Source organism: Collimonas antrihumi, from assembly GCF_018304965.1.
Lineage (GTDB): Bacteria > Pseudomonadota > Gammaproteobacteria > Burkholderiales > Burkholderiaceae_D > Collimonas > Collimonas antrihumi.
The window spans coordinates 1-25,999 of record NZ_JAGQED010000014.1; the positions used below are offsets into that span (position 1 = coordinate 1).

The window sequence follows — 25,999 nt, forward strand, 5'->3', positions numbered from 1 at the left end:
AGGTGGTAACAATCTGGCTACTGCTCTGTTCTTAAATGCTTCACTGTATCTTGCCACTTCATTTCCTTTGCGCCCCCGTTGATTAATTTCCTATCGAGGCGACATCTATTCTGGCACGGGGGGGTATGGCGTTATTACCATGATGTATATGCATCTGCAGCTAAATGGGGTCAGACTCTGTCCCCATTTGACTCTTACGGACTCCCGCTCCAAAAGAAAAAGCCCACGATAGAAAACTATCGCAGGCTTTTCAAAGCATAACAACCGATGCTTTCTCAGAGCCGGAATACTCCGGCCCGTCAAAATTACATCATGCCGTCCATACCACCCATGCCGCCCATACCACCCATGCCGCCTGGCATGCCGCCAGCCGACTTGTCTTCTGGTACTTCAGCGATCATCGCTTCGGTAGTCAGGATCAGGGAAGCAACCGAAGCGGCGTTTTGCAATGCCGAACGGGTAACCTTGGTTGGGTCCAGGATGCCCAGTGCAATCATGTCGCCATAAGTGCCGTCGGCAGCGTTGTAACCATAGTTGCCGCTACCTGCCAGGACTGCATTAACCACAACCGATGGCTCGTCGCCAGCGTTGAATACGATTTGACGCAGTGGCTCTTCGATCGCGCGCAGCACGATCTTGATGCCGGCTTCCTGGTCGGCGTTGTCGCCTTTCAGGTCCTTGACGTTAGCACGTGCGCGCAGGAATGCAACGCCGCCGCCTGGAACCACGCCTTCTTCAACTGCTGCACGGGTAGCGTGCAGAGCATCTTCAACGCGTGCTTTCTTTTCTTTCATTTCAACTTCGGTTGCAGCACCAACGCGGATCAGCGCAACGCCGCCGGCCAGCTTGGCAACGCGTTCTTGCAGTTTTTCACGGTCGTAATCCGAAGATGCTTCTTCGATTTGCGCACGGATTTGCTTGACGCGAGCTTCGATAGTGATGGCTTCGCCTGCACCGTCGATGATGGTGGTGTTTTCTTTGCTGATTTCGATACGCTTGGCTTGGCCCAGTTCAGCCAGAGTGGCTTTTTCCAGTGTCAGGCCGACTTCTTCAGCGATAACCTGGCCACCGGTCAGGATAGCGATGTCTTCCAGCATGGCTTTACGACGATCGCCAAAGCCAGGAGCCTTGACAGCAGCAGTCTTCAGGATGCCGCGGATGTTGTTCACAACCAGAGTTGCCAGCGCTTCGCCTTCGACATCTTCTGCGATGATCAGCAGAGGACGGCCCGACTTGGCGACTTGTTCCAGGATCGGCAGCAGGTCACGGATGTTCGATACTTTTTTGTCGAACAGCAGGACGAACGGGTTTTCCAGGGCAACAACTTGCTTTTCCGGGTTGTTGATGAAGTATGGCGACAGGTAGCCACGGTCGAATTGCATACCTTCGACGATGTCCAGTTCGTTTTCCAACGACTTGCCATCTTCAACTGTGATCACGCCTTCTTTGCCGACTTTATCCATTGCCTTGGCAATGATTTCGCCGATGTCAGCGTCGGAGTTAGCCGAAATCGAACCAACTTGAGCGATTTCCTTGCTGGTTGTAGTTGGCTTCGACAGTGTCTTGATTTCTGCAACGATGGCGACAACAGCTTTGTCGATACCGCGCTTCAGGTCAGTCGGGTTGAAACCGGCGGCAACGTACTTGAAGCCTTCGCGAACGATAGCTTGTGCCAGCACGGTAGCGGTAGTGGTACCGTCACCAGCGTTGTCGGAAGTCTTGGAAGCGACTTCTTTCACGAGCTGCGCGCCCATGTTTTCCAGCTTGTCTTTCAGTTCGATTTCTTTAGCAACCGAAACACCGTCCTTGGTTACGGTAGGGGCGCCGAAGCTACGCTCCAGAACCACGTTACGGCCCTTAGGACCCAGAGTTACCTTAACTGCGTTAGCCAGAATGTTGACGCCGTTGACGATCTTGGCGCGTGCATCATCGCCGAAAATTACTTGCTTTGCTGCCATGTTTGATTCTCCTGAAGAGGGTTGAATTCGATTGTGTAGTGCGCGGACCTGATTCTGATTGGAAGCGCTGAGCGCCGATTAATCAGATATTCATCAGATAATTCCGGTTTATCCGGAATTACTTGCCTTCAACTACGGCAAACAGGTCTTCTTCACGCATTACCAGCAGTTCTTCGCCGTCGATCTTGACAGTTTGACCGGAGTATTTGCCGAACAAAACGCGATCGCCAACCTTGACTGCCAGCGGACGGACTTTGCCGTCGTCCAGAATCTTGCCGTTACCGACGGCCAGGACTTCACCTTGATCCGGCTTTTCAGCAGCAGCTTCTGGCAGCACGATACCCGATGCAGTTTTAGTTTCCTGGTCGAGACGCTTGACGATTACGCGATCGTGCAAAGGACGAAGATTCATATGTGACTCCTTAAGATTCAACAGGTTATTTGTATTTGCAGCAACATCGCAGCAAAGTGAACTGACCGCTCTGCTTTGCTATAAAGATGCGCCGCACAGTGACTAGGTCGGGGAGATTGTTAGCACTCTCTCCTAACGAGTGCTAAGTATAGGGACGCTCTGTCGATTTTTCAAGCCCGCATTCGGATTCGCCGGAGAATTATCGATTTCTTTGCAGTCTGTCGAATACACGATCAAGTCAGGTGAAAGTGGTATGGGGGTTACTAAACAGGTGCAAAGCGCGCTATTATTGCTGCGCAGAAATTTGGCAAGATATCCGATAAAAATCGAAAATAACATTTTGATAATGTTTCAGGCATATTTCCTGCGACTCGGCTTGATTGCATTTCAACCCGTGTTTCAGTCGATTGATCCCAACGATTCTGCAGATTGTCGCAATCACATACTCAGTAGCAATTTTCCTCTTTACAGTGTCGATACACACTGTAAATTGGAGAGTTGCAGCAAATATTCTGAGACCACGCACCACCCCGTAAAAAGCATAAAACAACTAAAAACCCCGATTTGGGAGCCCTCAAAAAATTAAGTAAGGGAAAAAATGCGTTTATACAAGATGCTCGGCAGCGTACCCCTGCTGTCCGTGATCGCCGGCTGTGTTGTCGGGCCTACCTACCAGGTACCCGCGCCAGCCACATCATCACAAGCAGTGCTGCCACAATTTCAAGCCACTCTGCCGCAGCCGGCAGCTGCAGCTAGCGGTACAACCGATCTGACACGCTGGTGGTCGCAATTCGACGATCCGCTGGTGGGCGAGCTGGTTGCCACCGCCGAGGCAAATAATCCTAGCCTGGCGCAGGCTCTGGCGCGTATTGCGCAGGCGCGCGCTACCGCGGTTTCTTCCGGCAGCGCGCTATATCCCTCACTAGCAGCCAATGCCAGCAGCGTGCGCAGCCGGTCACTCTCCGGCGGCACCGGCGACACGGCCTTCATCTCCACCAGCAACAGCGCTACTTTCGACGCCAGTTGGGAGCTTGACCTGTTCGGCGGCAAACGCAAAGCGGCCGATGCCGCCAATGCGCGCGTATTCGCCCGCAATGCCGATTGGTATGGCGCCCGGGTGTCGCTGGCGGCCGAAGTCGGCAGCACTCTGGTCAATTACCGGGCTTGCGTGGCGACTACCGAGATGCTGGCGCAAGATCTGAAATCGCGTGAGCAAACCGGGCAACTTACCGCACTTAAGGTGAAGGCTGGTTTCACTGCACCCGCCGATGGCGCCTTGATTAACGGCTCGACCGCCGATGCGCGGCAAAAGCTGATCGTGCAGCGCGCCGAATGCGATCTGGATATCAAGGCGCTGGTGGCGCTGACAGATATTCCTGAACCGGCTTTGCGCACCAGGCTCGCCCTCAACCAGCACTTGCCGCAACCGCGCGATATCGCAGTCGACAGCGTGCCGGCGCAAGCCTTGTCGCAACGACCTGATATCGCGGTGGCTGAGCGGGAACTGGCGGCTGCCAGCGCAGAGATCAACGTCGCCCAGGCGAATCGTTATCCGAGCATTTCGCTGTTAGGCAGCATCGGTATCGGGGGCTTGCGTTTTGACGGCCAAAGCGGACATTCCAAAACCTGGTCGTTCGGTCCTTCGCTCAACCTGCTCTTGTTTGACGCCGGCCGCCGAAAGGCCGAAGTCGACCTGGCCCGCGCCCGTTACGACGAGGCCTATGCCGGCTACCAATTGCAGGTACGAACTGCGGCGCGAGAAATCGAAGAAGCATTGGTGCGGCTGGATGCGGCTGCGCGGCGCGAAAACGATGCAGCACTGGCGGCGCAGGAATATGAACGTTACTACCGCGCCAACGACGATAAATTCAAAGCCGGGAGCGGCAGCCTGTTTGAACTGGAAGACGCACGCCGTACTTTCCTGGCCGCACAGCAAACTCAAATCAGCGTACAACGCGAACACGTAACCGCCTGGATCGCACTATACAAAGCCCTGGGCGGCGGCTGGCGCAACGACAAGGAGCAGGCGGCAATACCGGCCCAGCCTGCTACTGCGCCAAACACCGATCGTTCTTAACAAAACAAGTAAAGAATACTGTCATGAAAAAGCCATCTTTCAAGCAAATAGCAATCGTCGCCGTTATTGTTGTCATCGGTAGCGGCGCATTCTGGGGCATTACCGGCAACCACGCCAAATCCGTCGACAAAGAGCCGGCCAAGCCGAAGGCATCGCTCACCGTCACCACCACCAAAGCGCAAAGCGTCGACTGGCCATTGTCGCTGTCTGCCAACGGCAGCATCGCCGCCTGGCAAGAAGCCGTGGTTGGCAGCGAACTTGGCGGTTTGTTGCTGGCGGAAGTGCGGGTCAACGTCGGCGACATCGTCAAGCGCGGCCAGGTTCTGGCCCGGTTTACCAATGAAAGCGTGGCAGCCCAGGTAGCGCAGCAAAAAGCCGCGGTGGAAGAAGCGCGCGCCGCTTTGTCTGAGGCCGATGCGAATGCTGAACGAGCACGCACCCTGGTCAACAGCGGCGCCTTGAGCGGCCAGCAAACCACCCAATATGAGGTGGCTGAGCGCAGTGCCAAAGCACGTTTGCTGTCGGCACAGGCGAGCCTGGAAATGCAACAGATCCGGTTGCGCCAAACCCAGGTGATTGCGCCCGACGACGGCGTCATTTCTTCACGCACCGCAACGGTTGGCGCGGTGGCATCCCAAGGACAAGAACTATTCAAGCTGATTCGCCAGAATCGTCTTGAATGGCGCGCCGAAGTTAACGCCACCGACCTGCTGCAGATCAAGGTCGGGCAGGCAGTGAAATTACGCGTGACCAACGGCGTCATGGTGGATGGCAAGGTGCGCATGATTGCACCTACGGTAGATCCGCTAACCCGTAACGCGCTGGTGTATGTCGATCTGCCGGCGCCAGGCAATGCGCACGCCGGCATGTTCGGCACCGGCCAGTTTTTGCTGGGTCATGCAGAAGCACTCACCTTGCCGCAAAGCTCGGTGGTGATGCGCGATGGCTTTAGTTATGTCTACCAATTGGGTAAGGACGATAAGGTCATACAAACCAAGGTGACTTTGGGGCGTCGTGTCGGCGAACGGATTGAAGTTGCCAGTGGCGCCGATGGCATCACGCCGGCGATGATCCTGATCGAAAAGGGGGCGGGATTCCTGGCCGACGGCGACACGGTACGTGTGTCGAATCCGGCAGAAGTTACGCAAATCCGCAAGCCGGCCGTCAAGCCGGCTGCTGCCAGCAACGCACCGCTGGCATTGAAGTAAGCGAGGATCCGCCATGAATTTTTCCTCTCTCTCGATTAAGCACCCGGTGCCCGCCATTCTGCTGTTCATCTTGCTCACTATCATGGGATTGATGAGTTTCAAAAGCATGATTGTGCAGGATTCTCCCGACATCGAATTTCCATTCGTTTCAGTGACGACCAGCTTGCCGGGCGCGTCGCCGTCGCAGCTGGAAACGGAAGTCGCGCGGAAGATTGAAAACTCGGTGGCTACCGTCACCGATATTCGCCATATCTACACGACTATCAGCGATGGCGTGGTGAATACCGAGATCGAATTTCGCCTGGAAAAGGACATCGCAGAAGCGATGAATGACGTACGCGATGCGGTTAATCGCGTGCGTAGCGACATGCCTTCCGACGTCCGCGATCCTGTTTATGGCAAGGCCAGCACTTCCGGCCAGCCGATCATCACCTACACCGTAAAATCCGATCAACTGGATGAAGAGGCCTTGTCCTGGTTTGTTGATAATGATGTTTCCAAAGCCTTGTTATCGGTTCAGGGTGTGGGGAAGATAGCCAGGGTCGGCGGCGTCAACCGGGAAGTTCTGGTTGAACTCGATCCTGAACGCATGGCGGCACTGAATGTGTCTGCGGCCCAGATCTCACGTCAACTGCAGCGTGTGCAACAAGAGGCGCCGGGTGGTAAAGCCGACATCAGCGGAGCGCGGCAATCGGTGCGCACTATCGGCACTGTCGGTAATGTGGCTGAGATCGCTGCCTTGCAGATGGCTCTGCCGGACGGCCATGTTATCCGGCTGGATCAGGTTGCCAAGGTGACCGACGGTGTCGGCGAACGCACTGCGATCACGCTGCTCGACGGCAAACCGGTAGTCGGATTTGCGATTACACGGAGCAAAGGCGCCAGTGAAATCACGGTAGCCAAGGCGGTCAAGAAAGCAGTCGCCAAGCTGAGCGAGAAAGCCTCGCACATAAAAATCGAAGAAGCTTTCAACAACGTCGACGCAGTCCAGGAAAACTACGACGGTTCCATGTCGCTGTTGTATGAGGGCGCGATCCTGGCGGTGCTGGTGGTCTGGTTCTTCTTGCGCGACTGGCGTGCTACGCTGGTAGCCGCTGCCGCGTTGCCGCTGTCCATCATTCCGACGTTCATGGCGATGAATTTTCTCGGCTTTACCCTCAACGGCATCACCTTGTTGTCGCTGGCGCTGGTGATCGGGATCCTGGTCGATGACGCGATTGTTGAAATCGAAAACATCGTGCGCCACCTGCGCATGGGAAAAACACCGTATCAGGCGGCGATGGAAGCCGCCGATGAAATCGGCCTGGCGGTGGTGGCGACTACGTTTACCTTGGTAGCGGTGTTTCTGCCGACAGCATTCATGAGCGGCATCGTCGGTAAATTCTTCAAGCAGTTCGGCTGGACTGCCGCCATCGCGGTGACTACCTCATTGATCGTGGCACGGCTGCTGACACCGATGATGGCGGCGTATTTGTTAAAGCCTATCGTGCATGAGAAAAAGGAAAGCCGCCTGATGACCAGGTATCTGGCGGTTGCATCCTGGTGCATGCATCACCGGATCAAGACCACGGTCATGGCTGCGGTATTTTTTGCTGCATCCCTGGCGATGATTCCTTTCCTGCCGACCGGTTTCATTCCGGCTAGCGACAGAGGACAGACGCAAGTCACGCTGGAACTGCCGCCTGGCAGCATCCTGGCGGACACGCGCGCCAGCGCGGAACACGCACGCAGCTTGTTGATGACCAACAAGGATGTGTCCCAGGTGTACAGCGCGATTGGCGGCGACGATGCACGGCGTGCCACCCTGACCGTACTGCTCAAGGATCTGCCTGAGCGGAAGAAGAAACAGAGCGAGGTCGATATAGAGCTGCGCAAGCTGCTGACGCAGTTACCCGGCTTGCGGTTTACCGTTGGCGCCGGCGGCAATGGCGAGGAACTGCAACTATTGTTATCCGGCGACGATCCGCAGGCACTCAGTGCGGTGACGCAAGCGGTAGAGCGCGAAATCCGTGGCATTCCGGATCTTGGCAACGTGACTTCCAGCATCAGCCTGGTGCGTCCTGAAATCATCGTCACGCCTGATTTTGCCAAAGCCGCCGACCTTGGCGTCACCGCTTCGGCGATTGGCGATACCTTGCGTATAGCGACTTCGGGCGATTACGATCAATCGGTAGCCAAGCTGAATCTGCCGGAACGCCAGGTGCCGATTCGCGTACGCTTGCCGGAAGCTGCGCGGCACGACATGAGCGTGCTGGAACGTCTGTCGGTGCAAGGGAAAAACGGTAACGTACCGCTCAGCTCGGTCGCCGACATTCGTTTTGACAGCGGGCCGGCGCGTATCGACCGCATCGACCGTAACCGCCGCGTGATCATCCATGTCGAACTGAACGGCCATGAACTGGGGGAAGTGATGGACAAGATCAATGAATTGCCGAACCTGAAAAACCTGCCGCCTAATGTCAAGCGCGGCGAGTTGGGCGATGCGGAAGTCATGAAGGAGCTGTTCTCCGGCTTCGCCCTGGCCATGCTAACCGGTGTCTTGTGCGTCTATATGGTGCTGGTGCTGTTGTTCAAAGGGTTCTTGCAACCGGTGACGATTCTGGCGGCATTACCTCTGTCTATCGGCGGTGCATTTGCGGCGCTGTTGATCACGCATAATTCGTTCTCGATGCCATCGCTGATCGGTTTGCTGATGTTGATGGGGATTGCGGTCAAGAATTCGATTCTGCTGGTTGAATACGCTATCGTCGCCAGACGCGATCACGGGCTGAGCCGCTTCGACGCCTTGATGGATGCGTGCCACAAGCGGGCCCAGCCGATCGTCATGACCACCATCGCCATGGGCGCTGGCATGTTGCCGATCGCCCTGGGATTGGGAGCCGACTCCAGTTTCCGAGGGCCGATGGCGATTGCCGTAATCGGCGGGTTGGTGACGTCGACATTCCTGAGCCTGCTGGTGATACCTGTCGTATTTACGTATGTCGATGACTTCCTGGTTTGGTCTGGACGTAAATTCCGGCGCAAGCACAGTGAGGCAGCTGCCGGTGTGGCAGGGGGCAAATTGCACGCTGCTGAAAAATAGCCGTAGGGTGGGCACAAAGGCGTGCCCACCCTACGAGTGCATCCAACGAAAATACACGAAAGTCCCCGGTTGCCATATGCTATCGATAAAAAATGGCGAGGCGGCTCGATTGCCGTCTCGCCACATCTCGATATCGGATTCAGCTGAGGATAAACATGAATGTGCGCCGCTTGGTTTTTCATACACACCCGCGCCTGGTGATTGCGTTGCTGGTCGGTGTTGCGGTCTGGGCGATCCTGCCACAGGGCTCGCGCCTCACACAGCTGCTGATAGGCTGGAATGCCGGCGTCTGGACGTATCTGGCGACAATTTGGTGGATGATGACCAGGGCGACCGCGAAACAGGTGAAAAGACGCGCCGCCATTGAGGATGAAAACGATACCATGATCCTGGTCATCATTTGCATCGCAGCAGTTTCCAGCATTGGTGCGGTGGTGCTGGGATTGACGCAGACCAAGGACTTCTTGCCGGGGCCGAAAGAAATCCGGTATCTGTTTACCGGGATGACCGTGCTGGGTTCGTGGTTTATGGTCGGCACCGTCTTTGCCTTGCACTATGCACGCCTGTTCTATGCCTGCAGTGTCGACAAACTGCCGCTGCGCTTCCCTGACGATGAAAAGAATCCCGATTACTGGGATTTCCTTTATTTTTCTTTCACCATGGCGGTAGCGGTACAGACTTCCGACGTCAGCATCATGACGCGGCCAATGCGTAAGATCGTCCTGATGCAATCGATACTGACGTTCCTGTTCAATTCGGCCATCCTGGGGTTGTCGATCAATATTGCAGCCGGCCTGATCGGATAAATCTACGGCATGGGCGTATCGGTTGCGACGTAAAAAAGGCCAATCCTTGCGGATTGGCCTTTTTCTTATGGAGCGAAGAATGATCGACTAAATGACCATTCTCGTTCTACCTGCCGGCATTCCCTCTTATTGCCAGCCGAAGCGGCGGGCATACCAGCCTTTCATCGCCTGTGTCAGCACCGCATAGGCAATCAAGATCAGGACCAGCCAGGGGAAATACATCAGCGGCAGGGCCTGGAATTTGAAATAGCCCGCCATTGGCGACATCGGTAACAGGATGCCGACCGCCATGATGACGATGGTCATGCTCAGCAACGGCCAGGACGCGCGGCTTTGGAAGAACGGAATCTTGCGGGTACGGATCATGTGCACGATCAGTGTTTGCGACAGCAAGCCTTCGACGAACCAGCCTGTGTGGAACAATGTTTGATGTTCCGGTGCATTCGCGCCGAAGACGTACCACAGCAAGGCGAAAGTGGTGATGTCGAAGATCGAGCTGATCGGGCCGAAGTAGATCATGAAGCGGCCAATTTCGCCAGCGTTCCAGCGCTGCGGCTTTTCCAGGAATTCCTTGTCGACATTGTCGAAAGGAATCGTGATTTGCGAAATATCGTAGAGCAGATTTTGCACTAGCAGTTGCAACGGCAGCATCGGCAGGAACGGCAGAAACGCGCTGGCGAGAAGCACCGAGAACACATTGCCGAAATTCGAGCTGGCCGTCATCTTGATGTATTTCAACATGTTGGCGAAGGTCTTGCGGCCTTCCAGCACGCCTTCCTCCAGCACCATCAGGCTCTTTTCCAGCAAGATGATATCGGCGGCTTCCTTGGCGATGTCGACTGCGGTATCGACGGAAATGCCGATGTCGGCGGCCCGCAGTGCCGGTGCATCGTTAATGCCATCGCCCATGAAACCAACCACGTGGCCCTTGTCATGCAAGACGCGTACGATGCGCTCCTTGTGGGTCGGGCTGAGTTTGGCAAAGACGGTAGTAGTGTCAACTGCTACTGCCAGTTCGGCATCGCTCATTTTTTCAACGTGTGAGCCCAGCAGCATGCCATCTACTGCAAGGCCGACTTGACGGCAGATCTTGGCGGTCACCAGTTCATTGTCGCCGGTCAGGATCTTGACAGTGACGCCGTGCGCCTTGAGCGCTTCCAGTGCTGGTCTGGTGGATTCTTTTGGCGGATCGAGAAAGGCGATATAGCCAATCAGCACCAGATCGGATTCATCGGCAACGCCATACACTTCCTTGGTTGGCGGCAGATCCTTGGCAGCCACCGCTACTACACGCAAGCCTTCGGCGTTCAGGCTGGATGTGGTGTCGTAGATTTCTTGCAGCAATTCTTTGGTGAACGGCACCACCTCGCCGTTGTGGCGTGCGTGGGTACAGACTGAGACGATTTCTTCAACCGCACCTTTGCAGATCAGTTCGTGATGGTCGTCCCGTTCGCTGACCACCACCGACATGCGGCGGCGCTGGAAGTCGAACGGAATTTCGTCGACCTTGCGATAGGCCGAAGCCAGCGCCATTTCGCGCTGCAGCTCGGCATGTTCGAGGACGGCGACGTCGAGCAGGTTTTTCAGGCCGGTTTGATAGTGGCTGTTGAGGTAGGCGTATTCCAATACCAGGTCATCCTGCTCGCCGAGGATGTCGGTATGGCGCTCCAGGAAAATCTTGTCCTGGGTCAGGGTCCCGGTCTTGTCGGTACACAGCACGTCCATGGCGCCGAAGTTCTGGATCGCATCGAGGCGCTTGACGATCACCTTCTTGCGCGACAGGGCGACGGCGCCCTTGGCCAGCGTCGAGGTGACGATCATCGGCAACATTTCCGGCGTCAGGCCGACGGCAATCGACATCGCAAACAGGAAGGCCTCGACCCAGTCGCCTTTGGTAAAACCGTTCAACAAGAACACCACCGGCGTCATCACCATCATGAAGCGGATCAACAGCCAGCTTACCTTGTTGACGCCCGACTGGAACGCAGTCGGCGTGCGGTCGGTGGCCGTGACGCGTTCAGCCAGCGCCCCGAAATAAGTCTGATTGCCCGTGGTGACGACGATCGCGGTAGCCGATCCGCTGACCACGTTGGTGCCCATGAAGCACAGGTTGTCGAGTTCCAGCGGATTGCCGGTGACGATGCCGCGATGGGTAAGGAATTTTTCCACCGGCAACGATTCGCCGGTCATTGCCGCCTGGCTGATAAACAGATCCTTGGCGGTCAGCAAGCGCAGATCGGCTGGAATCATGTCGCCGGCGGAGAGCTGGACGATATCGCCCGGCACCAGTTTCTTGATCGGCAGCTCGATCCGGCGCGCACCCTTCGGATGCAAGGTCACGTCAAAGTAGCGCAATGCCTCCTCAGCGATGTCCTGGGCCAGATCGTGACGCAGCACGGTGGCCGTATTGCTGACCATGGCCTTGAGTTTGTCGGCGGCATTGTTGGAGCGTGACTCCTGGACGAAGCGCAGCAAGGTCGACAGCAGCACCATCGAGCCGATGACGATGGTGGCTTTCATATCTTCGGTCAGATACGATACGCCGGCCAGTACGGTCAGCAGCAGGTTAAACGGGTTTTTGTAGCATTGCCACAGATGCGTCCATTTTGAAATCGGCTTTTGATGCTCGACTTCATTGGGGCCCGCGCTGACGCGGATATCGTCGGCCTCAGCTTCGGTCAGGCCGTCCGCACGGCTGTGCAGTTTCGTGAACAGTTCGCTGATGTCGATACTTGCCGCGGTTGACAAGGTTTCTGCCAGTGAAGGTGGCACTTCCTTGGTAACCGGCGTGCTGCGAAACATGTCCGCGCCAAGACGGCGAAAGTGGCGATCCATGCCATGCGTGCGGACAAAGCTGACGAATGTTTCTTTAAGAATATTCAGATTCATGGAGTTCTTCTTTTTTTCATGCAATACGGTCGGCTGTCGTCGATCAGAGTGTTGCTTCCTGCCGGTTTTTTAATTTTTTCGATTTAACTTTATCGATTTAACTTTATCGATTTAACTTTATGTTAACGACTGGCAATCCATCCGGATGACAACTAGTTAGCGAAAAAAGTAAAAGCTTTAGGACGGCACCAGACTGTAAATTCGATCGGTGACATCTTGATGACAATCTCGCGTCAATTTCAAGAGCTGGTATCAAGCGCAGATACACAGATGTTCGATGGCTCCGGACATCGGCAAAAGCCGTGGTCAGAGCCAGATTCAGCCTAGCGCGCTACCGGAACGGCAACACAGCTTTGCATGAAACAAGATCAGGTGGTGGAATACTGTATGGCCGGAAACGAATTCCGGACACTGGGATACCATCATCCGCCGGTGGCGAGATGACGGCAGGGGAAATCCTGCGTTATCTTGCCGAGGCGGCGCCAGAACGGGTCTGGCTACAACTGTCACTCGAACAAGTGCCCATTAAAAGGGGCTCCATAAAATTTAGACTGGTGGATAGTAGTCGCGCCGTGGGTGGCGGTCAAGAAAATTGTGCAGGACAGCACTAGTTTTTTCGGCTTTGATTTCATAGTGTTTTTTTGATATTCATATTGTTGTCATTCCATTATTCGGCCTTGCCTTTGAGAACCGGAAACCTATACTGAAATTACAAGTAAGCCAAGGAGACGATGATGGTCAACCTGATAATGCACAATCTGATTTTCTTTGTGCCGGCAACCTTGGCCGGGTTGATACTGTGCGGCGAAGTACCGGTAGCATCCAAGTTTGCCAAAGGCAGCTTGCGCGCCATCGGCGCTATTTGCGGCGCTTTGCTGGCGTTGTTTATTTTGGAAGCCATACCGGTTTTGCTCTGAAGCCGCAGTCCGTGGAACCACATCGGGATAGCTGACAACATCCCGCAGCCGCTCTGTTTGCTGCGCAATTGGTCGCCTTATTCCAAGCCGGCGACAACCCCATCCTTTGCATCGCGTGAACGCGTGGGATAATCCCACGCAAATTCTCTTTTTCACCGGTGCTCACTTGAATAAAATCCGCGCGATCAGTCTCCTCGTTTTATCTTCCGCCTTGTTGAGCGGTGTTCAGGCACAAGAGTCTTCCGCCGGGCTGCCGGCGACGTTTAGCAAAGCCTTGCAGGTTGCCGGGATTCCGGCCCAAAGCGTTGGCGTGTATGTGCAAGAGGTCGACGGCACGGGAACAGTGCTGGCATCGGCCAACGCCGGCGTGCCGTTCAATCCGGCGTCGACCATGAAACTGGTGACGACCGACGCCGCGCTGGAATTGCTGGGGCCGACCTATCGCTGGAAAACCCAGGCGTACACCAACGGCAGCCAGGCCGGCAATGTATTGCAAGGAGATCTGATCTTCAAAGGCAACGGCGATCCCAAGCTGGTGCTGGAAAATTTCTGGCTGTTCCTGCGCCAGATCCGCGCCAAGGGCATTCGCGACATCCGCGGCAATATCGTCCTCGACCGCAGTACGTTTGATGAGAATGCCTACGATCCCTCCGAATTCGACGGTGATCCGCTGAAGCCTTATAACGTCGGCCCCGACGCCTTGCTGCTGAACTACAAGACGCTGACCTTCCAGTTCGTGCCGAACCTGGAAACACGCCAGGTCAATGTGCTGACCGATCCGCCGATGAGCGGTTACCCGGTTACGCCGCCGCGCCTGGGTAGCGGCAATTGCGATGACTGGCAGGGCAAACTGCAAGCCACGGTGGATGCCGACGGCGCCAGTTTCAACGGCGCGATGCCGGCCTCTTGCGGTGAAAAGACCTGGTATATCAATCCCTACAAGATGAGCTCCACCCAATACTTTGGCGCGGTATTCCGGCAAATGTGGGCCGATCTCGGCGGTACTTTCAGCGGCGTGGTGAGAAACGGCGTGACGCCGGCCGGCAGCAGCCTGATCAGCGAATGGAGTTCGGTGACGTTGCCGGAAGTGATCCGCGACATCAATAAATACAGCAACAACGTGATGGCGCGGCAGGTGTTGCTGACCATTGCTTCCGATATTTTGAAAGTCCCCGCCACCCCGGAACGCGGCGCGCGCGCCATCCAAAGCTGGTTGACCAACAAGGGCATAGATGCCAGCGGCCTGGTGATCGAAAATGGCTCCGGACTGTCACGCAACGAAAGGATTTCCGCCAAGACCATGGGCCGCATGATGACCGCCGCATTCCAGTCGCCGGTCATGCCCGAGTTCGTCTCCTCGATGCCGCTGGTAGGCTACGACGGCACCATGCGCAAGCGCCTCAAAAACCAAACCGTTGCAGGCCAGGCCCACGTCAAGACCGGCACCCTGAACGATGTAAGAGCAATTGCCGGCTACGTCCTGGCCGCCTCCGGCAAATACTACGCAGTGGTATGCCTGATCAACCACCCTAACGCCCCCAGAGGCCAAGCCGCCCAAGACGGCTTGCTGCAGTGGGTATACGAGAACGGTTGAAATAAGCAGGGAGTTAAATTGACTCAGAGTCAATTTAATCGGGCGATCACAAGACCAGCGGCTTGTCTGACAGCTCGTTCTTTTTCCGGTCTTGATCCGGGAAGTGCTGTGTCAGCAGGGCGTTCATTTGCTCTAGTGCTGCCAGCGTGCTGTCGTGAAATGCGCCGTTGGCGAACTCCTTGGTCATGGTTTTGCACACGGCTTGCCATTCGGCAGACTTGGTGGCGCGGCCGATGGCGCGGTCGACAATGATCTCGACCTTGTGATCGGCCAGGTTCACGTAGAGTAAGACGCCAACGTTTTCTTCGGTGTCCCAGATCCGATAATGCGAGAACAGTTCATGGGCGCGATTGCGTGAGGTTACGCCATTGAGTACTGCCGGCAAGCTCAGCGACCCTTCCACAATCATTTTGACTTCGGCCCGATGCGTGATTTCGCCTTCAGCAATCTTTTGCTGGATAGCCTTGAGCGTGGCTGCCGTAAATGCGCGTTGCGCGCTGCGTCGCGTGGTTAGCAGATGGCGCCAGAGGCGTTGCAAAGTTTTTCCCATTACCAATCTCCCGACGCGCCGCCGCCATCGAATCCACCGCCGCCGCCGGAAAAGCCGCCACCGCCGCCAAAACCTCCGCCTCCGCCGCCACCCCCAAAACCACCGCCGCCACGTCCGCTCTGGCTCAAGATGCTGCCGATGATGACACCGGCGGCGTTGCCCCAGACGTTGCTGTTAAGGGCGCGGCCAGAACCGGCGCTGCCGCCGCGTGCGCGCGAAATGATGGTGATCAAGATGAAGAAGCCGAAGAACAGCAGCGGCGCCAAAGCGCCAAGCCAGTCGGAAGACGGCTCTTGCGCGGGCCCGGACTTACGGCTGGGCGGCGCGAAATTCTCCTGGTCCAGCAATGGCATGATGGCTGAGATGCCGGCAGTCAGGCCGCCGTAATAGTCGTTTTTAGAAAAATACGGAGCGATGATTTCCTGCAATACGCGTTTGGACTGCGCATCGGTCAACGTGCCCTGGACGCCGCGCCCGGTCAAGATCATCATGCGCCGCAAGGCTTTCGGATTGTCTTTCGCCACTAGCAGGATGACGCCATCGTCGATCCCTTTGCGGCCCAATTTCCATGCATCAGCCACCCGTACGGCATAGTCCTCGATGCCTTCCGGCTCGGTCTTGCTGAGCAACAGGATTGCGATCTGGCTGCCGGTGCGTGCTTCGTACTCGCTCAAGGTATTGTCGAGCGTATCGCGCTGGGCCGGCTGAAGCATGCCGACCAGGTCGGTGACATGCGCTTGCAGGGGCGGCACAGCAACCTGCGTCGCCATGGTCTGCGCCATGACGGGCGTTGCCGATATGCTCAGCAGCGCCAGGCAGCAAGCCAGCGCCGGCGCCAATAGCAGCGCGCGGATTGCGGGGATTGCACGTATCACCTTAAGCGACATTATTTTTTGCCGCCGAAATCAACGTCGGGCGAAGTCGAGATGGCTTTTTCATTATCCACCGTGAACGAAGGCTTGACCTTGTAGCTCATCGCCATCGCAGTCAGATTGGTCGGGAAGCTGCGTGCCAGCACGTTGTAATCCTGGACTGCGACGATGTAGCGGTTACGCGCTACCTTGATGCGGTTTTCTATGCCTTCCAGTTGCGACTGGGCATCGCGGTATAAGCCGTCTGCTTTCAGTTGCGGGTAGTTCTCTGACACAGCCATCAAGCGCGACAAGGCCGACGACAGTTGCCCCTGCACTTGCTGGAATTTCTCGAACGCCGCGGGATCGTTCAGCACTTCCGGCGTGATCTGGAAGCTGGTCGCTGCGGAGCGGGCTTTGGTCACGGCTTCAAAAGTAGCTTCTTCATGGACGGCATAGGCTTTCACGATCTGGGCGATTTTCGGCACCAGGTCGGCGCGTCCCTGATATTGATTGACGACTTCGCCCCAGGCGGCTTTTACAGCCTCATCCTTGGTTTGGAAATCGTTGTAGCCGCAAGCGCTGAGTGATGAGAGGAAAGCAATAGTAGCCAGCCATTTGAAGAAAGTTTTCATGGATATCCCTGATAAAAGAAGCAATGTAATGCACGTTAGCAAACTATCGATACCTGCTCAAGTGTTAAATAGCCGCTACTCCGGTCATTCCCGGCTAAATTGGACTTACAATGCGGGGTTCGTATTATTGAGGCTTGATCGTGACTTTTATCGAAAAACTATCCGCCGCCTGGAGCGCCAACAATTCTTTGCTGTGCGTAGGGCTGGACCCAGATATTGCCAAATTCCCATCACATTTGCAGCAACAACCGGATGCCATCTTTACTTTCTGCAAGGAAATTATAGACGCTACCGCGGCCACTGCGTGCGCTTTCAAGCCGCAGATTGCCTATTTTTCCGCGATACGGGCAGAAGACCAGCTGGAAGCGATTTGCGACTACCTGCGCACAAATTACCCGCAGATACCGATTGTGATGGACGCCAAGCGTGGTGACATTGGCGCTACCGCCGAGCAATATGCACGCGAAGCATTCGAGCGCTACGGCGCCGACGCCGTGACCGTGAGCCCGTACATGGGCTTCGATTCGGTCGCACCGTACCTGGAATGGAAGGATCGCGGCGCCATCGTGTTATGCCGCACCTCCAATGCCGGCGGTTCCGATCTGCAATTCCTGAAGGTGGATGGCGTACCGCTGTACCAACATGTGGCGCGCCTGGTGGCTGAAAAATGGAACACCAACGGCCAGTGCGGCCTGGTGGTAGGAGCAACTTTCCCGCAGGAGTTGGCGCAAGTGCGCAGCATCATCGGCGACATGCCGTTGCTGGTGCCGGGGGTTGGCGCTCAAGGCGGGGACATTCAGGCGACCGTGAATGCCGGCAAAACGGCAAACGGCATGGGCATGATGATCAACTCATCACGCGCCATCTTGTATGCCAAGCCCGATCAGGCTACCGGTGAGGACTTCGCCCAGGCCGCGCGCCGCGTGGCCGAGGAAACCCGCGATGCGATCAATCGTTTTCGGGCCTGAAATTATTTCAAGAAGCGCAACAAACCTTGCAGCGCATGAATCACGGTTTGTTCGCGCACGGCGCGCCGGTCGCCTGAGAACACCAGGCGCTCGGTATGGGTGTGATGGCCGACCGACCAGCCGAAACATACGGTGCCGACCGGTTTGCCTGGCACCGCACCGCCCGGGCCGGCAATGCCGGTGGTGGAAACGGTGACGTCGGCATTGCTGTTGGCCAGCGCACCTTCCGCCATGGCGCCAGCGATTTCTTCGCTGACTGTTCCATATTGAGCAATCTCGGCTTCCGGGATGTCCAGCAATTCGGTCTTGGATGCATTGGAATAGGTGACGAAACCGCAATCGAACCATTCCGACGAACCGGCGATTTCAGTGATTGCTTGCGACACCCCGCCGCCGGTGCAGGATTCAGCGGTAGACAGGAACCAGTTCCTGGCCTGCAGGGCGTGCCCGACTTGTGCTGCCAGATCAGTGATTTGTTCAGTGGTATCGTCAAGCACGGTGTTCATGTCGAAGCTCCTGTTTTCTGCCTAGTCGGTGGTTACATACTGCCACTTGTTGCGGCCAGATGCAATCCGTCAAAGGTAGCCAGTTAACTTAAAACAACCGCCACAAGGCCAACACCAACAGCGTATAAAACGCTGCCACAATGTCATCCCACATGACACCGAAGCCACCCTTGAGATGACGGTCGAAATAGGCAATCGGCGGCGGTTTGACCATGTCGAAAAAACGGAACACGACAAACGCGCCGAACTGTGCCGGCAAGCTGGCCGGCGTGACCAGCACCAGCACCAGCCAGAACGCGATGATTTCATCCCATACCATGCTGCCGTGATCCGGTGCGCCAAGATGGCGGCCGGTGCTTTGGCAAGTCCAGATACCGACCACAAAACCGGCGGCGATGATCACCAGCCAGTTCAGCGGAGTGAAAATTTCCGGCCAGCGGGTAGTCAGCACCACATACGATAACCAGCCGAACAAGGTGCCGAAGGTGCCCGGCATGACGGGCGAGAGTCCGCTGCCAAATCCTTGTGCAATGAAGTGCGCCGGGTGCGACAGCATGAAGCGGGCGCTGGCTTTGATCGGTTGAGGAGTGGGGTTGGCTTGGGTCATGTAGTGCGATTCAGGTTGCGTTAGTCAGGTTGCGTTAGTCAGGTTGCGTGAGTCAGGTTGAGAGAAAGTGATCGAAAGAAGCAAGTTCCAGCTTAAGCGGGGCATCGTCGGTATCGCGCAGGCGCAGGCCGTGGCTGGCGTCAATGCTGCCGATGCGGGTCACTGCGGTAGCTGCCGCCTGGCCTGCAGCCAACACTGCATCGCGCCGATCGGCAGGGGCGGTAAAGCACAATTCATAATCGTCACCGCCGGCCAGGGTGAAATGGCGGCGGATCGCCTGGGTTTGCTGCGACAGCACCGGGCCGGCAGGCAGGTTATCGACAGCCAGCGTAGCGCCGACGCCGGAGCGCTTCAGGATATGGCCGAGATCGCCAACCAGGCCATCCGAAATGTCGATCGCCGCACGCGCGATGCCGCGCAAGGCCAGGCCGAGGGTTACGCGCGGCGTTGGCTGGTGCATGCGCGTCGCTGCCAGCGCATGAAGCTCGGCATCCATTGCTAGCTGATCCGCCAGTTCATGCCGATAGCCCGCCAGCGCCAGCCGCGCATCGCCGAGTGTGCCGGAAACCCAGATTTCATCGCCGGCTTGTGCGGCATCACGGCGCAGAGCCTGCCCCGGCGGGATTTCGCCGAATACCGTGATGCAGATATTCAACGGGCCCTTGGTAGTATCGCCACCGATCAACTCGCAATGATGCTCGTCGGCCAACGCCAGCAAGCCGGCTGAAAACGGCGCCAGCCATTCTTCACGTGCAGCGGGAAGCGCCAATGCCAGCGTAAACGCCAGCGGCCGGGCGCCCATCGCCGCCAGGTCGGACAAGTTGACCGCCAAGCATTTATGGCCCAGCGTGAATGGATCGGCGTCGGGGAAAAAATGCCGCCCTTCCACCAGCATGTCAGTGGAAATGGCCATTTGCATACCGGCCGTTGGCGTCAGCAATGCGCAGTCGTCGCCGATGCCAAGGGCAATATGATCAATATTGCTGCGCGCCGTGCGAGTGAAATAGCGGGAAATTAGGTCGAATTCAGACAACATGCGTAGATTGTACCGAATGGCGGCCAACTGCAGCGGTTTTGCTTAGTTTTTTGAATTAAATGATTGCACAGCGGCAAATGTACTCAAAACGGCGCCCCGCAGCTGGTGGTACGCGAAACGGCGCCTTTCTGCATGATATCTTCGCCCTTGGTATTGCCGACCGAAATCTGTGTCACGCAATATGTGCCGTTCGGCCCGGTCACCTTGGTCACCCGTTGGCCGTCCGGCCGGGTAATTTCTTCCATGGTAGTTTCGCCTGGCTTGGGCGTCTCTTTCGGCGTCACTGGCCCTGCAAGGGCTTTTTCGAGTATTTGCTGTCTGGTTGGCGCCGTACTGCCGGGAGCGACAGGCTGATAATGCGTATCCTCAACCGTTATCGTTCCAGGGGGCAGCGGCGGTACACGCTCTCCCGCCTGCGCGAGCGGAAGTTGAGAGAGCGCAAGCAGCAACACCGAGGCAGCCAATCTGGCAAACCGTTTGTCAATACGGGGAAAAAAATGGATCATCAACATGCTGCAGACTTCCTATGTCAATTGCATTTGCCTGGCGCCGCGCTTTATGCGGCGCCAACGGTCAGTTCAAACGCTTGCAACAACCTCGTGCGTCAACCTCGCGCATCAACCTCGCGCATCAACCTCGCGCATCAAACGCGTGTAAACACCAGATCCCAGACTCCATGTCCAAGACGCAAGCCGCGATTCTCGAACTTGGTTACCGGCCGATAATCCGGCCGCTCCGCGTAAGTCTCTGCGGTATTCTTTAGCAACGGCTCAGCGCTCAACACTTCCAGCATCTGTTCAGCATACTCCTGCCAGTCGGTTGCGCAATGCAGATAACCGCCCGGCGCAATACGCGACGCCAGCAAATTGACCAGCGGCCCCTGAATCAGGCGGCGTTTATTGTGCCGCGCCTTGTGCCACGGATCAGGGAAGAACACATGAGCGCCGGCCAGTGAGCCGGGTGCAATCATATTCGTCAGTACTTCCACCGCATCATGCTGGATCAAGCGCAAATTGCTCAACTGCTGCTCGCCGATCAGTTTCAGCAAGCTGCCGACGCCAGGCGTATGGACCTCGACGCCAAGGAAATTCTTTTCCGGCATGCCAGCGGCAATTTTCGCCGAAGTTTCACCCATGCCGAAACCGATTTCCAGGATCGTCGGCGCGCTGCGTTCGAAAACCTGGTCAAGATCGGCTACAGCCTTGTCATAAGGAACGCAAAAACGCGGCCCCAATTCCTCGATTGCACGAGCCTGCGCCGTCGACAAGCGCCCGGCGCGCGTGACGAAGCTGCGGATCCTGTGCTCGGTAGGATCGTAAAAGAGGGGTTTGCCGGATTTGTTTTCTGACATGCTTAATAGGGTATTAGAGTGAAAGGGCAGTGCTGGATTGCCGGAAGCGGTAGCGTCATTGTAACGCCAGACAATTGATCGCCTCAAAAATACAAATGGCACCTAAGTAACAGGTGCCAGCGCTGATCTGGAGCGGGTAGAGGGGATCGAACCCTCGTCTAAAGCTTGGGAAGCTTTCGTTCTACCATTGAACTACACCCGCGATACCCGCATTTTACGCGGGATTTGACGGGGTTTGCAAACTTGAAAGATGTTTGAGGGGATGGGGAATGTGATGGCCGTATTTTCCGGAGTGTGATCGCATTGCAATTCGCTAATTTTTCCAAGTGTGGCCAGATCACTTGCTTAATCCGTTTCAGGGTTTGAATGGATTAGGCCGTCAAACATCGCGTTTGTCCATGAACGTCGCTGCTCCATTAGAGCTAGGTAACCTGCGTGGTTCCAAGTTATCAGATCACTGATGATTTCCTCTATGGATAGTACGTCAAAAAAGCCTTTTGCATCGATAACCGCACGTCGACCTTCCGGTGTCGCAGCGCCCCAAATTAGTATTGCACCGTCGACCGCAATTTCTTTTTTGTTGACGAACACTCGATGACTTGGGGTTTTGGCGGCTACTTCGAGTAGAGCTTTAAATGCACCTTTTCGATGATGATCAAGCTGCTTCACATCAGTCAGAACGAAATATTTATAGTTTTCATACTCAATCTCGCATTTCAATTCAGTGACATACGATGTGCCAGTTTTTTTGTGACGCAACGTAAAATCGAGGGTAGAGCCTGTTGACTCCCCAAGTTTCCGAAGGGTTGGACGACCAATATCTTCATACGGCGACCGTGGGTCGTTAGCCCAAAGGCGAACAATTTCTTCTGAAAATATACCAAAGACACGGGACAAAAATTTGCCTCGCGCCGGAGGTTCATCCTGCCCACGAAAAATAGAGAGTAAGTGTTTGTTCAAGTGGATTACCACATTAAAATTTTGCTTGGCACGGACGGCAGTACGTCTTTCCTTTAAATCGCCGGAAATTGTTCAGACAGAATTTAGCAACAACTTCGTGGATTACCGTATTGCATCCAGCACACAACCGTTTACCGATGTCATTATCGATAGCGGGATTTTCCGTCGACGCCTGCTGCAGCAGAGTCGCTGCAGCAGGCGACGGTGCTTTTCTCAAGAGCGTTTCCGCAAGATCAAATTTGCGGACGTAGTCGACGCGACCTGGTTTGTGTAGCTCGACAATTTTTTCAGCGAGTCCCTTTATGGTGTCCAGAGAGGATGCCTTGAAGATATCGATAAAGTCTTGTGGGCGTATCGGGTCGTCGAGTCTTTTCAAATACCAAGAGCTAAATTGATCCAGTTTCATGACACTACTGAAATCATTTTTCTTCGAATCAGGACGAGTTATAAGTGCCTTCGGTGACACCAGCACAACCGGTATGAACGATGGCATTAATGGGACTCCAAGTCTGGTGGGAAGTCCGATCAATTTAAACGCATCTCGCAACACCGCAATGTGCCGCGCATTTTGTTCGATAGGGGATGAAATTCCTAAGGCTTTCCCTTCGTAGACAGTCGAGAATTCACCTGCCGCGTTGATCGTCAGGCCACTGTTGAACGTTTTGGTCTCGATCACATAGACTTCGGCCATGCGATTGAAAATCAAATGGTCTATCTGAGCGACTCTGCCATCAATTTCGAGCCTGAGATCATGCAAGATAATGTGTTTCTTCGACGGACCGAAGTAAAAATCTAACTCGAAGGCGGCTTGCTTTTCCGTGTCGATGCCGGTTTTGAGATTACGTAATTCTTTGTCGATCCACTGCTTTTTTTCGGGAGAAATTTTTTCATGGCTCAACAAGTTTTTTAGAACCGTTATCTGATTTTCTTTATCGTCAGCACTTTTGAGCAGCATATAGATGGCTAGGTTTGTGAGTTACGGCGCGATTGAGTCCAAGGTGGTTCCCCGTCTTGTTGCTACTGTTCAACCAATTCTTTCACAAAATGCCACTGATGTGGTGGTAAAACGCCAATATTTCGGATGTTCGTTGATTTTGATGCAAGATCGGCTGGACGGTAGACCACAAGCTTCGTGCATGTTAATCAAAAGCGTTGTGCTAATCGGAAACCAAGCCAACCCAATGCAAGGTTGTGTCGTCAATCGGCAATGACGGCGTGTTGACCTCCTTCACGTATTCGGTCGATCTTGCTGTCGAATGATAAATATTTTTTCGCGCTTTTCGTATGCGCCGTTGCTCAGTACGCTCGATATACCTGTCGCCTCGATGAGCACCAGCGCAGCATGCACGGTACCGGCGTCGAACGCGATCGTACTGATGGTCGGTTCGGCGCAACTGCGCGTGGAGGGCTGCGTCGATCCAGCGACGCTGGCCTAAGTGCTGGCCCGCCTGCTGCCATGATCGGCCTGCCGGCGGGTCCGCACATCTGGCTGGCGGTCGGCGCGGCGATATCATCAAACTGCTCTGGTGGACCGGCGATGGTCTGTGCCTGCTGGCCAAACGGCTTGAGCGCGATCGCTTCGTCTGGCCGCAAGTTGTCGGTGGCACCGCCTCGCTGACGCAAGCGCAACTGTCGATGCGATCCGGCGTCATGTGCTGGCGGCATCCAAGCTGCAAGCCGACGACACGCCGATCCCGGTGCTCGCGCCCGGCAACGGCAAGACCGAGACGGCACGTCTGTGGATCTATATACGTGATGACCGGCCGGCTGGTGACACTACGCCGCCGGCGGTGTGGTTTGCTTAGGGGAGTTGCGCGAAGAGCGCGTAGAGGGTTTTCCCACAATTCGCGAAATCATGGATCGGCGCTTGATGCCACCGATGAATACCTGTGCCGCAATGTCGCGCCGCCAGGACGATCTATCTGGTCGTGTGGCGCGAAATTCGCAACTCTTGCGTACCCGTGTCGATCTCGCGTTGAAACGTCAGAACCAACTGGTACTGGTGCAAATGAATCAGCGTGCCCGGATGCAACTGCGTCTGCAGGAAACGGTCGAGGGCCTGTCGGTGGTCGCCATTACCTACTACGGCTCGCAACTGGTGCATTATTTGACTGAGGGCGTCAGAAAATTCTGGCCGGTAATTTCGCCGGGGCTTGCCACTGCATTTTCGATCCCTGTGATCGCCGTTGCGGTGGCGCTAAGTCTGTGTCAGATGCGTCGTCGTCTTGCTGCCACAATGACTGAAGACATGCCTTGAATAGATTAGCGTGGTCGAATTGTAATTTTCAATGCATGGAAGCGCATCATCGATTACCTAAATTTTCTCCCATAGCCAGTTCCAGAACCCGGGCAGGCGCTCAGCTTGGGCGCCGTCACGTACGCTTCGTGCCAGGGCCGCACGCTCTAGCGCGCCCTTGTCGTCGTAAAACGGCTTGGTTGCAGTCGGCAATTGGACCGCACGCGCGCAATCCATCAGTATTTGCAAATATTCCGCCATGTGATCGGCGGTATAGCTATTTATATCGTGAAAAGTCACCACCACCGGGATACTTCCATCAACCGTCGGTAACTCGCCTGCGGCAATCCGCTCACGCACGTCAGTCAATAGATGCAGCATGTTGGAGCGTCTTCTAAGGCTGGCCTTGAAGCCATATATCTTGCCGTCGTTCGCGCTCAAATCCGTCAGCAAAATGTGCATGCCATGCTGTTGGTAAGCGTCAAAAGTACGCTTGTCATAGTTCCAGAACGGCGGGCGAACCAGTTTCGGCGGACTTCCCTGAATCGAAACAATATCGGCAATGCCATCGCTTAACGATTGCGCGAATATTTCGGGGTTGAGGAAGCGATGGTTTGCATGATGTGGCGTGGCAGTATGAAATCCAAGTAAATGGCCTTCATCAATTTCACGCAGCATTATGTTTCGCCCGAAATCCGTCTCACCAGCACCAGACGAGCGGGTTTGCACAAAAAAGAGGGCTTTGATGCCACGTTGTAGCGGATTGTTCGCGAGCGTGTTCAGTATGGATAGTGTCGGATTGTCAGTTCTTGGTCGGGCCGGACCATCGTCGAAAGTCAGCAGGAACCGGATCGGCGGTTGAGATTTCAATCGCTCGGCCGTTTGAGGCGACATGGCAACCGGTTCAATAGCACAGCCGGTAACGCCGATCGTCACGAAAATCACGATCAGGCCGGAAATGATCTTTTTGATATGTCGTGAGGAGGTGGAAATTATGTTGCGCAATGGCGCTAATGAGACGGGAAGCGAAGACATACGGTGACAGGCAGTAGAGTAGTAGTTGATTTTTCAGGAAGATGACACAGTGCCTAATGCCGTTAAGTTAAGCCACGAACGGTATTCTTTAGATGGGCCAATGCGGTCACTCCGTCATCCCCGCGAACGCGGGGATCCATGTTGCAGAGCATGGTGGTTAAAATGGATTCCCGCGTTCGCGGGAATGACGTGCCAAGCGCTATAACCGGTAACCTTAACTTAACGGCATTAGACAAAGTGCCAATGTTACGCCCTCGACCTGCGCGGTTCCCTAGCTGTTACAAATAACTACAGTTACGGTGACCGCACCGGTAAGATATG

General features: G+C 55.5%; 23 protein-coding genes, 1 tRNA gene and 1 pseudogene. 10 read left to right on the plus strand and 15 right to left on the minus strand.

Annotated elements, in window-relative coordinates:
* Positions 1 to 305: 305 nt before the first annotated feature.
* The gene (gene groL, locus KHU29_RS13100) at positions 306 to 1,958 is read right to left on the minus strand and encodes a chaperonin GroEL (protein ID WP_211453244.1); all 1,653 of its coding nucleotides are present in this window, start codon (positions 1,956 to 1,958) and stop codon (positions 306 to 308) included.
* Positions 1,959 to 2,076: 118 nt separating this feature from the next.
* On the minus strand, positions 2,077 to 2,370 hold the full coding sequence (groES, locus tag KHU29_RS13105; RefSeq protein WP_092360168.1) for a co-chaperone GroES: 294 nt from the start codon (positions 2,368 to 2,370) through the stop codon (positions 2,077 to 2,079).
* Positions 2,371 to 2,968: 598 nt separating this feature from the next.
* Between groES and KHU29_RS13110 the strand changes: the two genes are divergently transcribed.
* The 4 genes from KHU29_RS13110 (at position 2,969) to KHU29_RS13125 (ending at position 9,543) form a co-directional block, all read left to right on the plus strand.
* Positions 2,969 to 4,447: an efflux transporter outer membrane subunit gene (locus KHU29_RS13110; protein ID WP_211453245.1), complete on the plus strand. Its 1,479-nt coding sequence runs from the start codon at positions 2,969 to 2,971 to the stop codon at positions 4,445 to 4,447.
* 23 nt (positions 4,448 to 4,470) lie between these two features.
* Complete coding sequence (locus KHU29_RS13115) at positions 4,471 to 5,655, plus strand: efflux RND transporter periplasmic adaptor subunit (RefSeq protein WP_211453246.1); 1,185 nt, start codon at positions 4,471 to 4,473, stop codon at positions 5,653 to 5,655.
* A gap of 13 nt (positions 5,656 to 5,668) precedes the next feature.
* Entirely contained in the window at positions 5,669 to 8,737 is a 3,069-nt protein-coding gene (locus KHU29_RS13120) for an efflux RND transporter permease subunit (RefSeq protein WP_211453247.1), read from the plus strand.
* A gap of 155 nt (positions 8,738 to 8,892) precedes the next feature.
* Positions 8,893 to 9,543, plus strand: a complete 651-nt coding sequence (locus KHU29_RS13125; protein WP_211453248.1) for a DUF1345 domain-containing protein — start codon at positions 8,893 to 8,895, stop codon at positions 9,541 to 9,543.
* A 126-nt stretch (positions 9,544 to 9,669) separates the two neighbouring features.
* Here KHU29_RS13125 and mgtA read toward each other — a convergent pair whose 3' ends face one another.
* The gene (gene mgtA, locus KHU29_RS13130; protein ID WP_211453249.1) at positions 9,670 to 12,432 is read right to left on the minus strand and encodes a magnesium-translocating P-type ATPase; all 2,763 of its coding nucleotides are present in this window, start codon (positions 12,430 to 12,432) and stop codon (positions 9,670 to 9,672) included.
* A 734-nt stretch (positions 12,433 to 13,166) separates the two neighbouring features.
* Here mgtA and KHU29_RS13135 point away from each other — a divergent pair.
* Both KHU29_RS13135 and dacB read left to right on the plus strand, forming a co-directional pair.
* Positions 13,167 to 13,349: a hypothetical protein gene (locus tag KHU29_RS13135; protein WP_211453250.1), complete on the plus strand. Its 183-nt coding sequence runs from the start codon at positions 13,167 to 13,169 to the stop codon at positions 13,347 to 13,349.
* A 166-nt stretch (positions 13,350 to 13,515) separates the two neighbouring features.
* Complete coding sequence (gene dacB, locus KHU29_RS13140) at positions 13,516 to 14,943, plus strand: D-alanyl-D-alanine carboxypeptidase/D-alanyl-D-alanine endopeptidase (RefSeq protein ID WP_425514474.1); 1,428 nt, start codon at positions 13,516 to 13,518, stop codon at positions 14,941 to 14,943.
* Positions 14,944 to 14,989: 46 nt separating this feature from the next.
* Here dacB and KHU29_RS13145 read toward each other — a convergent pair whose 3' ends face one another.
* The 3 genes from KHU29_RS13145 to KHU29_RS13155 are packed head-to-tail and all read right to left on the minus strand — an operon-like array spanning position 14,990 to position 16,979.
* Complete coding sequence (locus KHU29_RS13145) at positions 14,990 to 15,493, minus strand: TPM domain-containing protein (protein WP_211453251.1); 504 nt, start codon at positions 15,491 to 15,493, stop codon at positions 14,990 to 14,992.
* A complete protein-coding gene (locus KHU29_RS13150) occupies positions 15,493 to 16,380 on the minus strand; it encodes a TPM domain-containing protein (RefSeq protein ID WP_211453252.1) in 888 nt (295 codons plus the stop codon). Before KHU29_RS13150 ends, KHU29_RS13145 begins: the two co-directional genes overlap by 1 nt.
* A complete protein-coding gene (locus tag KHU29_RS13155; protein ID WP_211453253.1) occupies positions 16,380 to 16,979 on the minus strand; it encodes a LemA family protein in 600 nt (199 codons plus the stop codon). The genes KHU29_RS13150 and KHU29_RS13155 overlap by 1 nt, the downstream gene beginning before the upstream one ends.
* Before the next feature lie 140 nt (positions 16,980 to 17,119).
* Here KHU29_RS13155 and pyrF point away from each other — a divergent pair, with 140 nt between their 5' ends.
* A complete protein-coding gene (gene pyrF / locus KHU29_RS13160) occupies positions 17,120 to 17,947 on the plus strand; it encodes an orotidine-5'-phosphate decarboxylase (RefSeq protein WP_211453254.1) in 828 nt (275 codons plus the stop codon).
* A 2-nt stretch (positions 17,948 to 17,949) separates the two neighbouring features.
* Here the strand turns inward: pyrF and KHU29_RS13165 are convergent, their stop codons facing one another.
* From KHU29_RS13165 to KHU29_RS13200, 8 genes are all read right to left on the minus strand, one after another.
* Positions 17,950 to 18,453 carry a CinA family protein gene (locus KHU29_RS13165; protein WP_211453255.1) on the minus strand — a complete coding sequence of 168 codons (504 nt, stop codon included), beginning with the start codon at positions 18,451 to 18,453 and terminating at the stop codon, positions 17,950 to 17,952.
* Between the two features lie 88 nt (positions 18,454 to 18,541).
* Positions 18,542 to 19,060 carry a phosphatidylglycerophosphatase A family protein gene (locus tag KHU29_RS13170; RefSeq protein WP_211453256.1) on the minus strand — a complete coding sequence of 173 codons (519 nt, stop codon included), beginning with the start codon at positions 19,058 to 19,060 and terminating at the stop codon, positions 18,542 to 18,544.
* Between the two features lie 52 nt (positions 19,061 to 19,112).
* The gene (gene thiL / locus KHU29_RS13175) at positions 19,113 to 20,096 is read right to left on the minus strand and encodes a thiamine-phosphate kinase (RefSeq protein ID WP_211453257.1); all 984 of its coding nucleotides are present in this window, start codon (positions 20,094 to 20,096) and stop codon (positions 19,113 to 19,115) included.
* An 83-nt stretch (positions 20,097 to 20,179) separates the two neighbouring features.
* Positions 20,180 to 20,608, minus strand: coding sequence for a hypothetical protein (locus tag KHU29_RS13180; RefSeq protein ID WP_211453258.1), 429 nt, complete (start codon positions 20,606 to 20,608; stop codon positions 20,180 to 20,182).
* 131 nt (positions 20,609 to 20,739) lie between these two features.
* Positions 20,740 to 21,447, minus strand: coding sequence for a tRNA (guanosine(46)-N7)-methyltransferase TrmB (gene trmB / locus KHU29_RS13185; protein WP_211453259.1), 708 nt, complete (start codon positions 21,445 to 21,447; stop codon positions 20,740 to 20,742).
* Positions 21,448 to 21,575: 128 nt separating this feature from the next.
* A tRNA-Gly gene (locus KHU29_RS13190) sits at positions 21,576 to 21,649 on the minus strand.
* A 143-nt stretch (positions 21,650 to 21,792) separates the two neighbouring features.
* Positions 21,793 to 22,407 carry a hypothetical protein gene (locus KHU29_RS13195; RefSeq protein ID WP_211453260.1) on the minus strand — a complete coding sequence of 205 codons (615 nt, stop codon included), beginning with the start codon at positions 22,405 to 22,407 and terminating at the stop codon, positions 21,793 to 21,795.
* A 13-nt stretch (positions 22,408 to 22,420) separates the two neighbouring features.
* A complete protein-coding gene (locus KHU29_RS13200) occupies positions 22,421 to 23,362 on the minus strand; it encodes a nuclease-related domain-containing protein (RefSeq protein WP_211453261.1) in 942 nt (313 codons plus the stop codon).
* 301 nt (positions 23,363 to 23,663) lie between these two features.
* Here KHU29_RS13200 and KHU29_RS13205 point away from each other — a divergent pair, with 301 nt between their 5' ends.
* The 3 genes and pseudogenes from KHU29_RS13205 (at position 23,664) to KHU29_RS13220 (ending at position 24,664) form a co-directional block, all read left to right on the plus strand.
* On the plus strand, positions 23,664 to 23,843 hold the full coding sequence (locus KHU29_RS13205; RefSeq protein ID WP_211453262.1) for a hypothetical protein: 180 nt from the start codon (positions 23,664 to 23,666) through the stop codon (positions 23,841 to 23,843).
* A gap of 73 nt (positions 23,844 to 23,916) precedes the next feature.
* Positions 23,917 to 24,209 (plus strand): annotated as a pseudogene (locus KHU29_RS22540) (IS66 family transposase); the annotation flags it as partial.
* A 53-nt stretch (positions 24,210 to 24,262) separates the two neighbouring features.
* Entirely contained in the window at positions 24,263 to 24,664 is a 402-nt protein-coding gene (locus tag KHU29_RS13220) for a DUF3422 family protein (RefSeq protein ID WP_246541973.1), read from the plus strand.
* A gap of 57 nt (positions 24,665 to 24,721) precedes the next feature.
* Here the strand turns inward: KHU29_RS13220 and KHU29_RS13225 are convergent, their stop codons facing one another.
* Positions 24,722 to 25,678, minus strand: coding sequence for a polysaccharide deacetylase family protein (locus KHU29_RS13225; protein WP_211453264.1), 957 nt, complete (start codon positions 25,676 to 25,678; stop codon positions 24,722 to 24,724).
* Positions 25,679 to 25,999 lie beyond the last annotated feature (321 nt).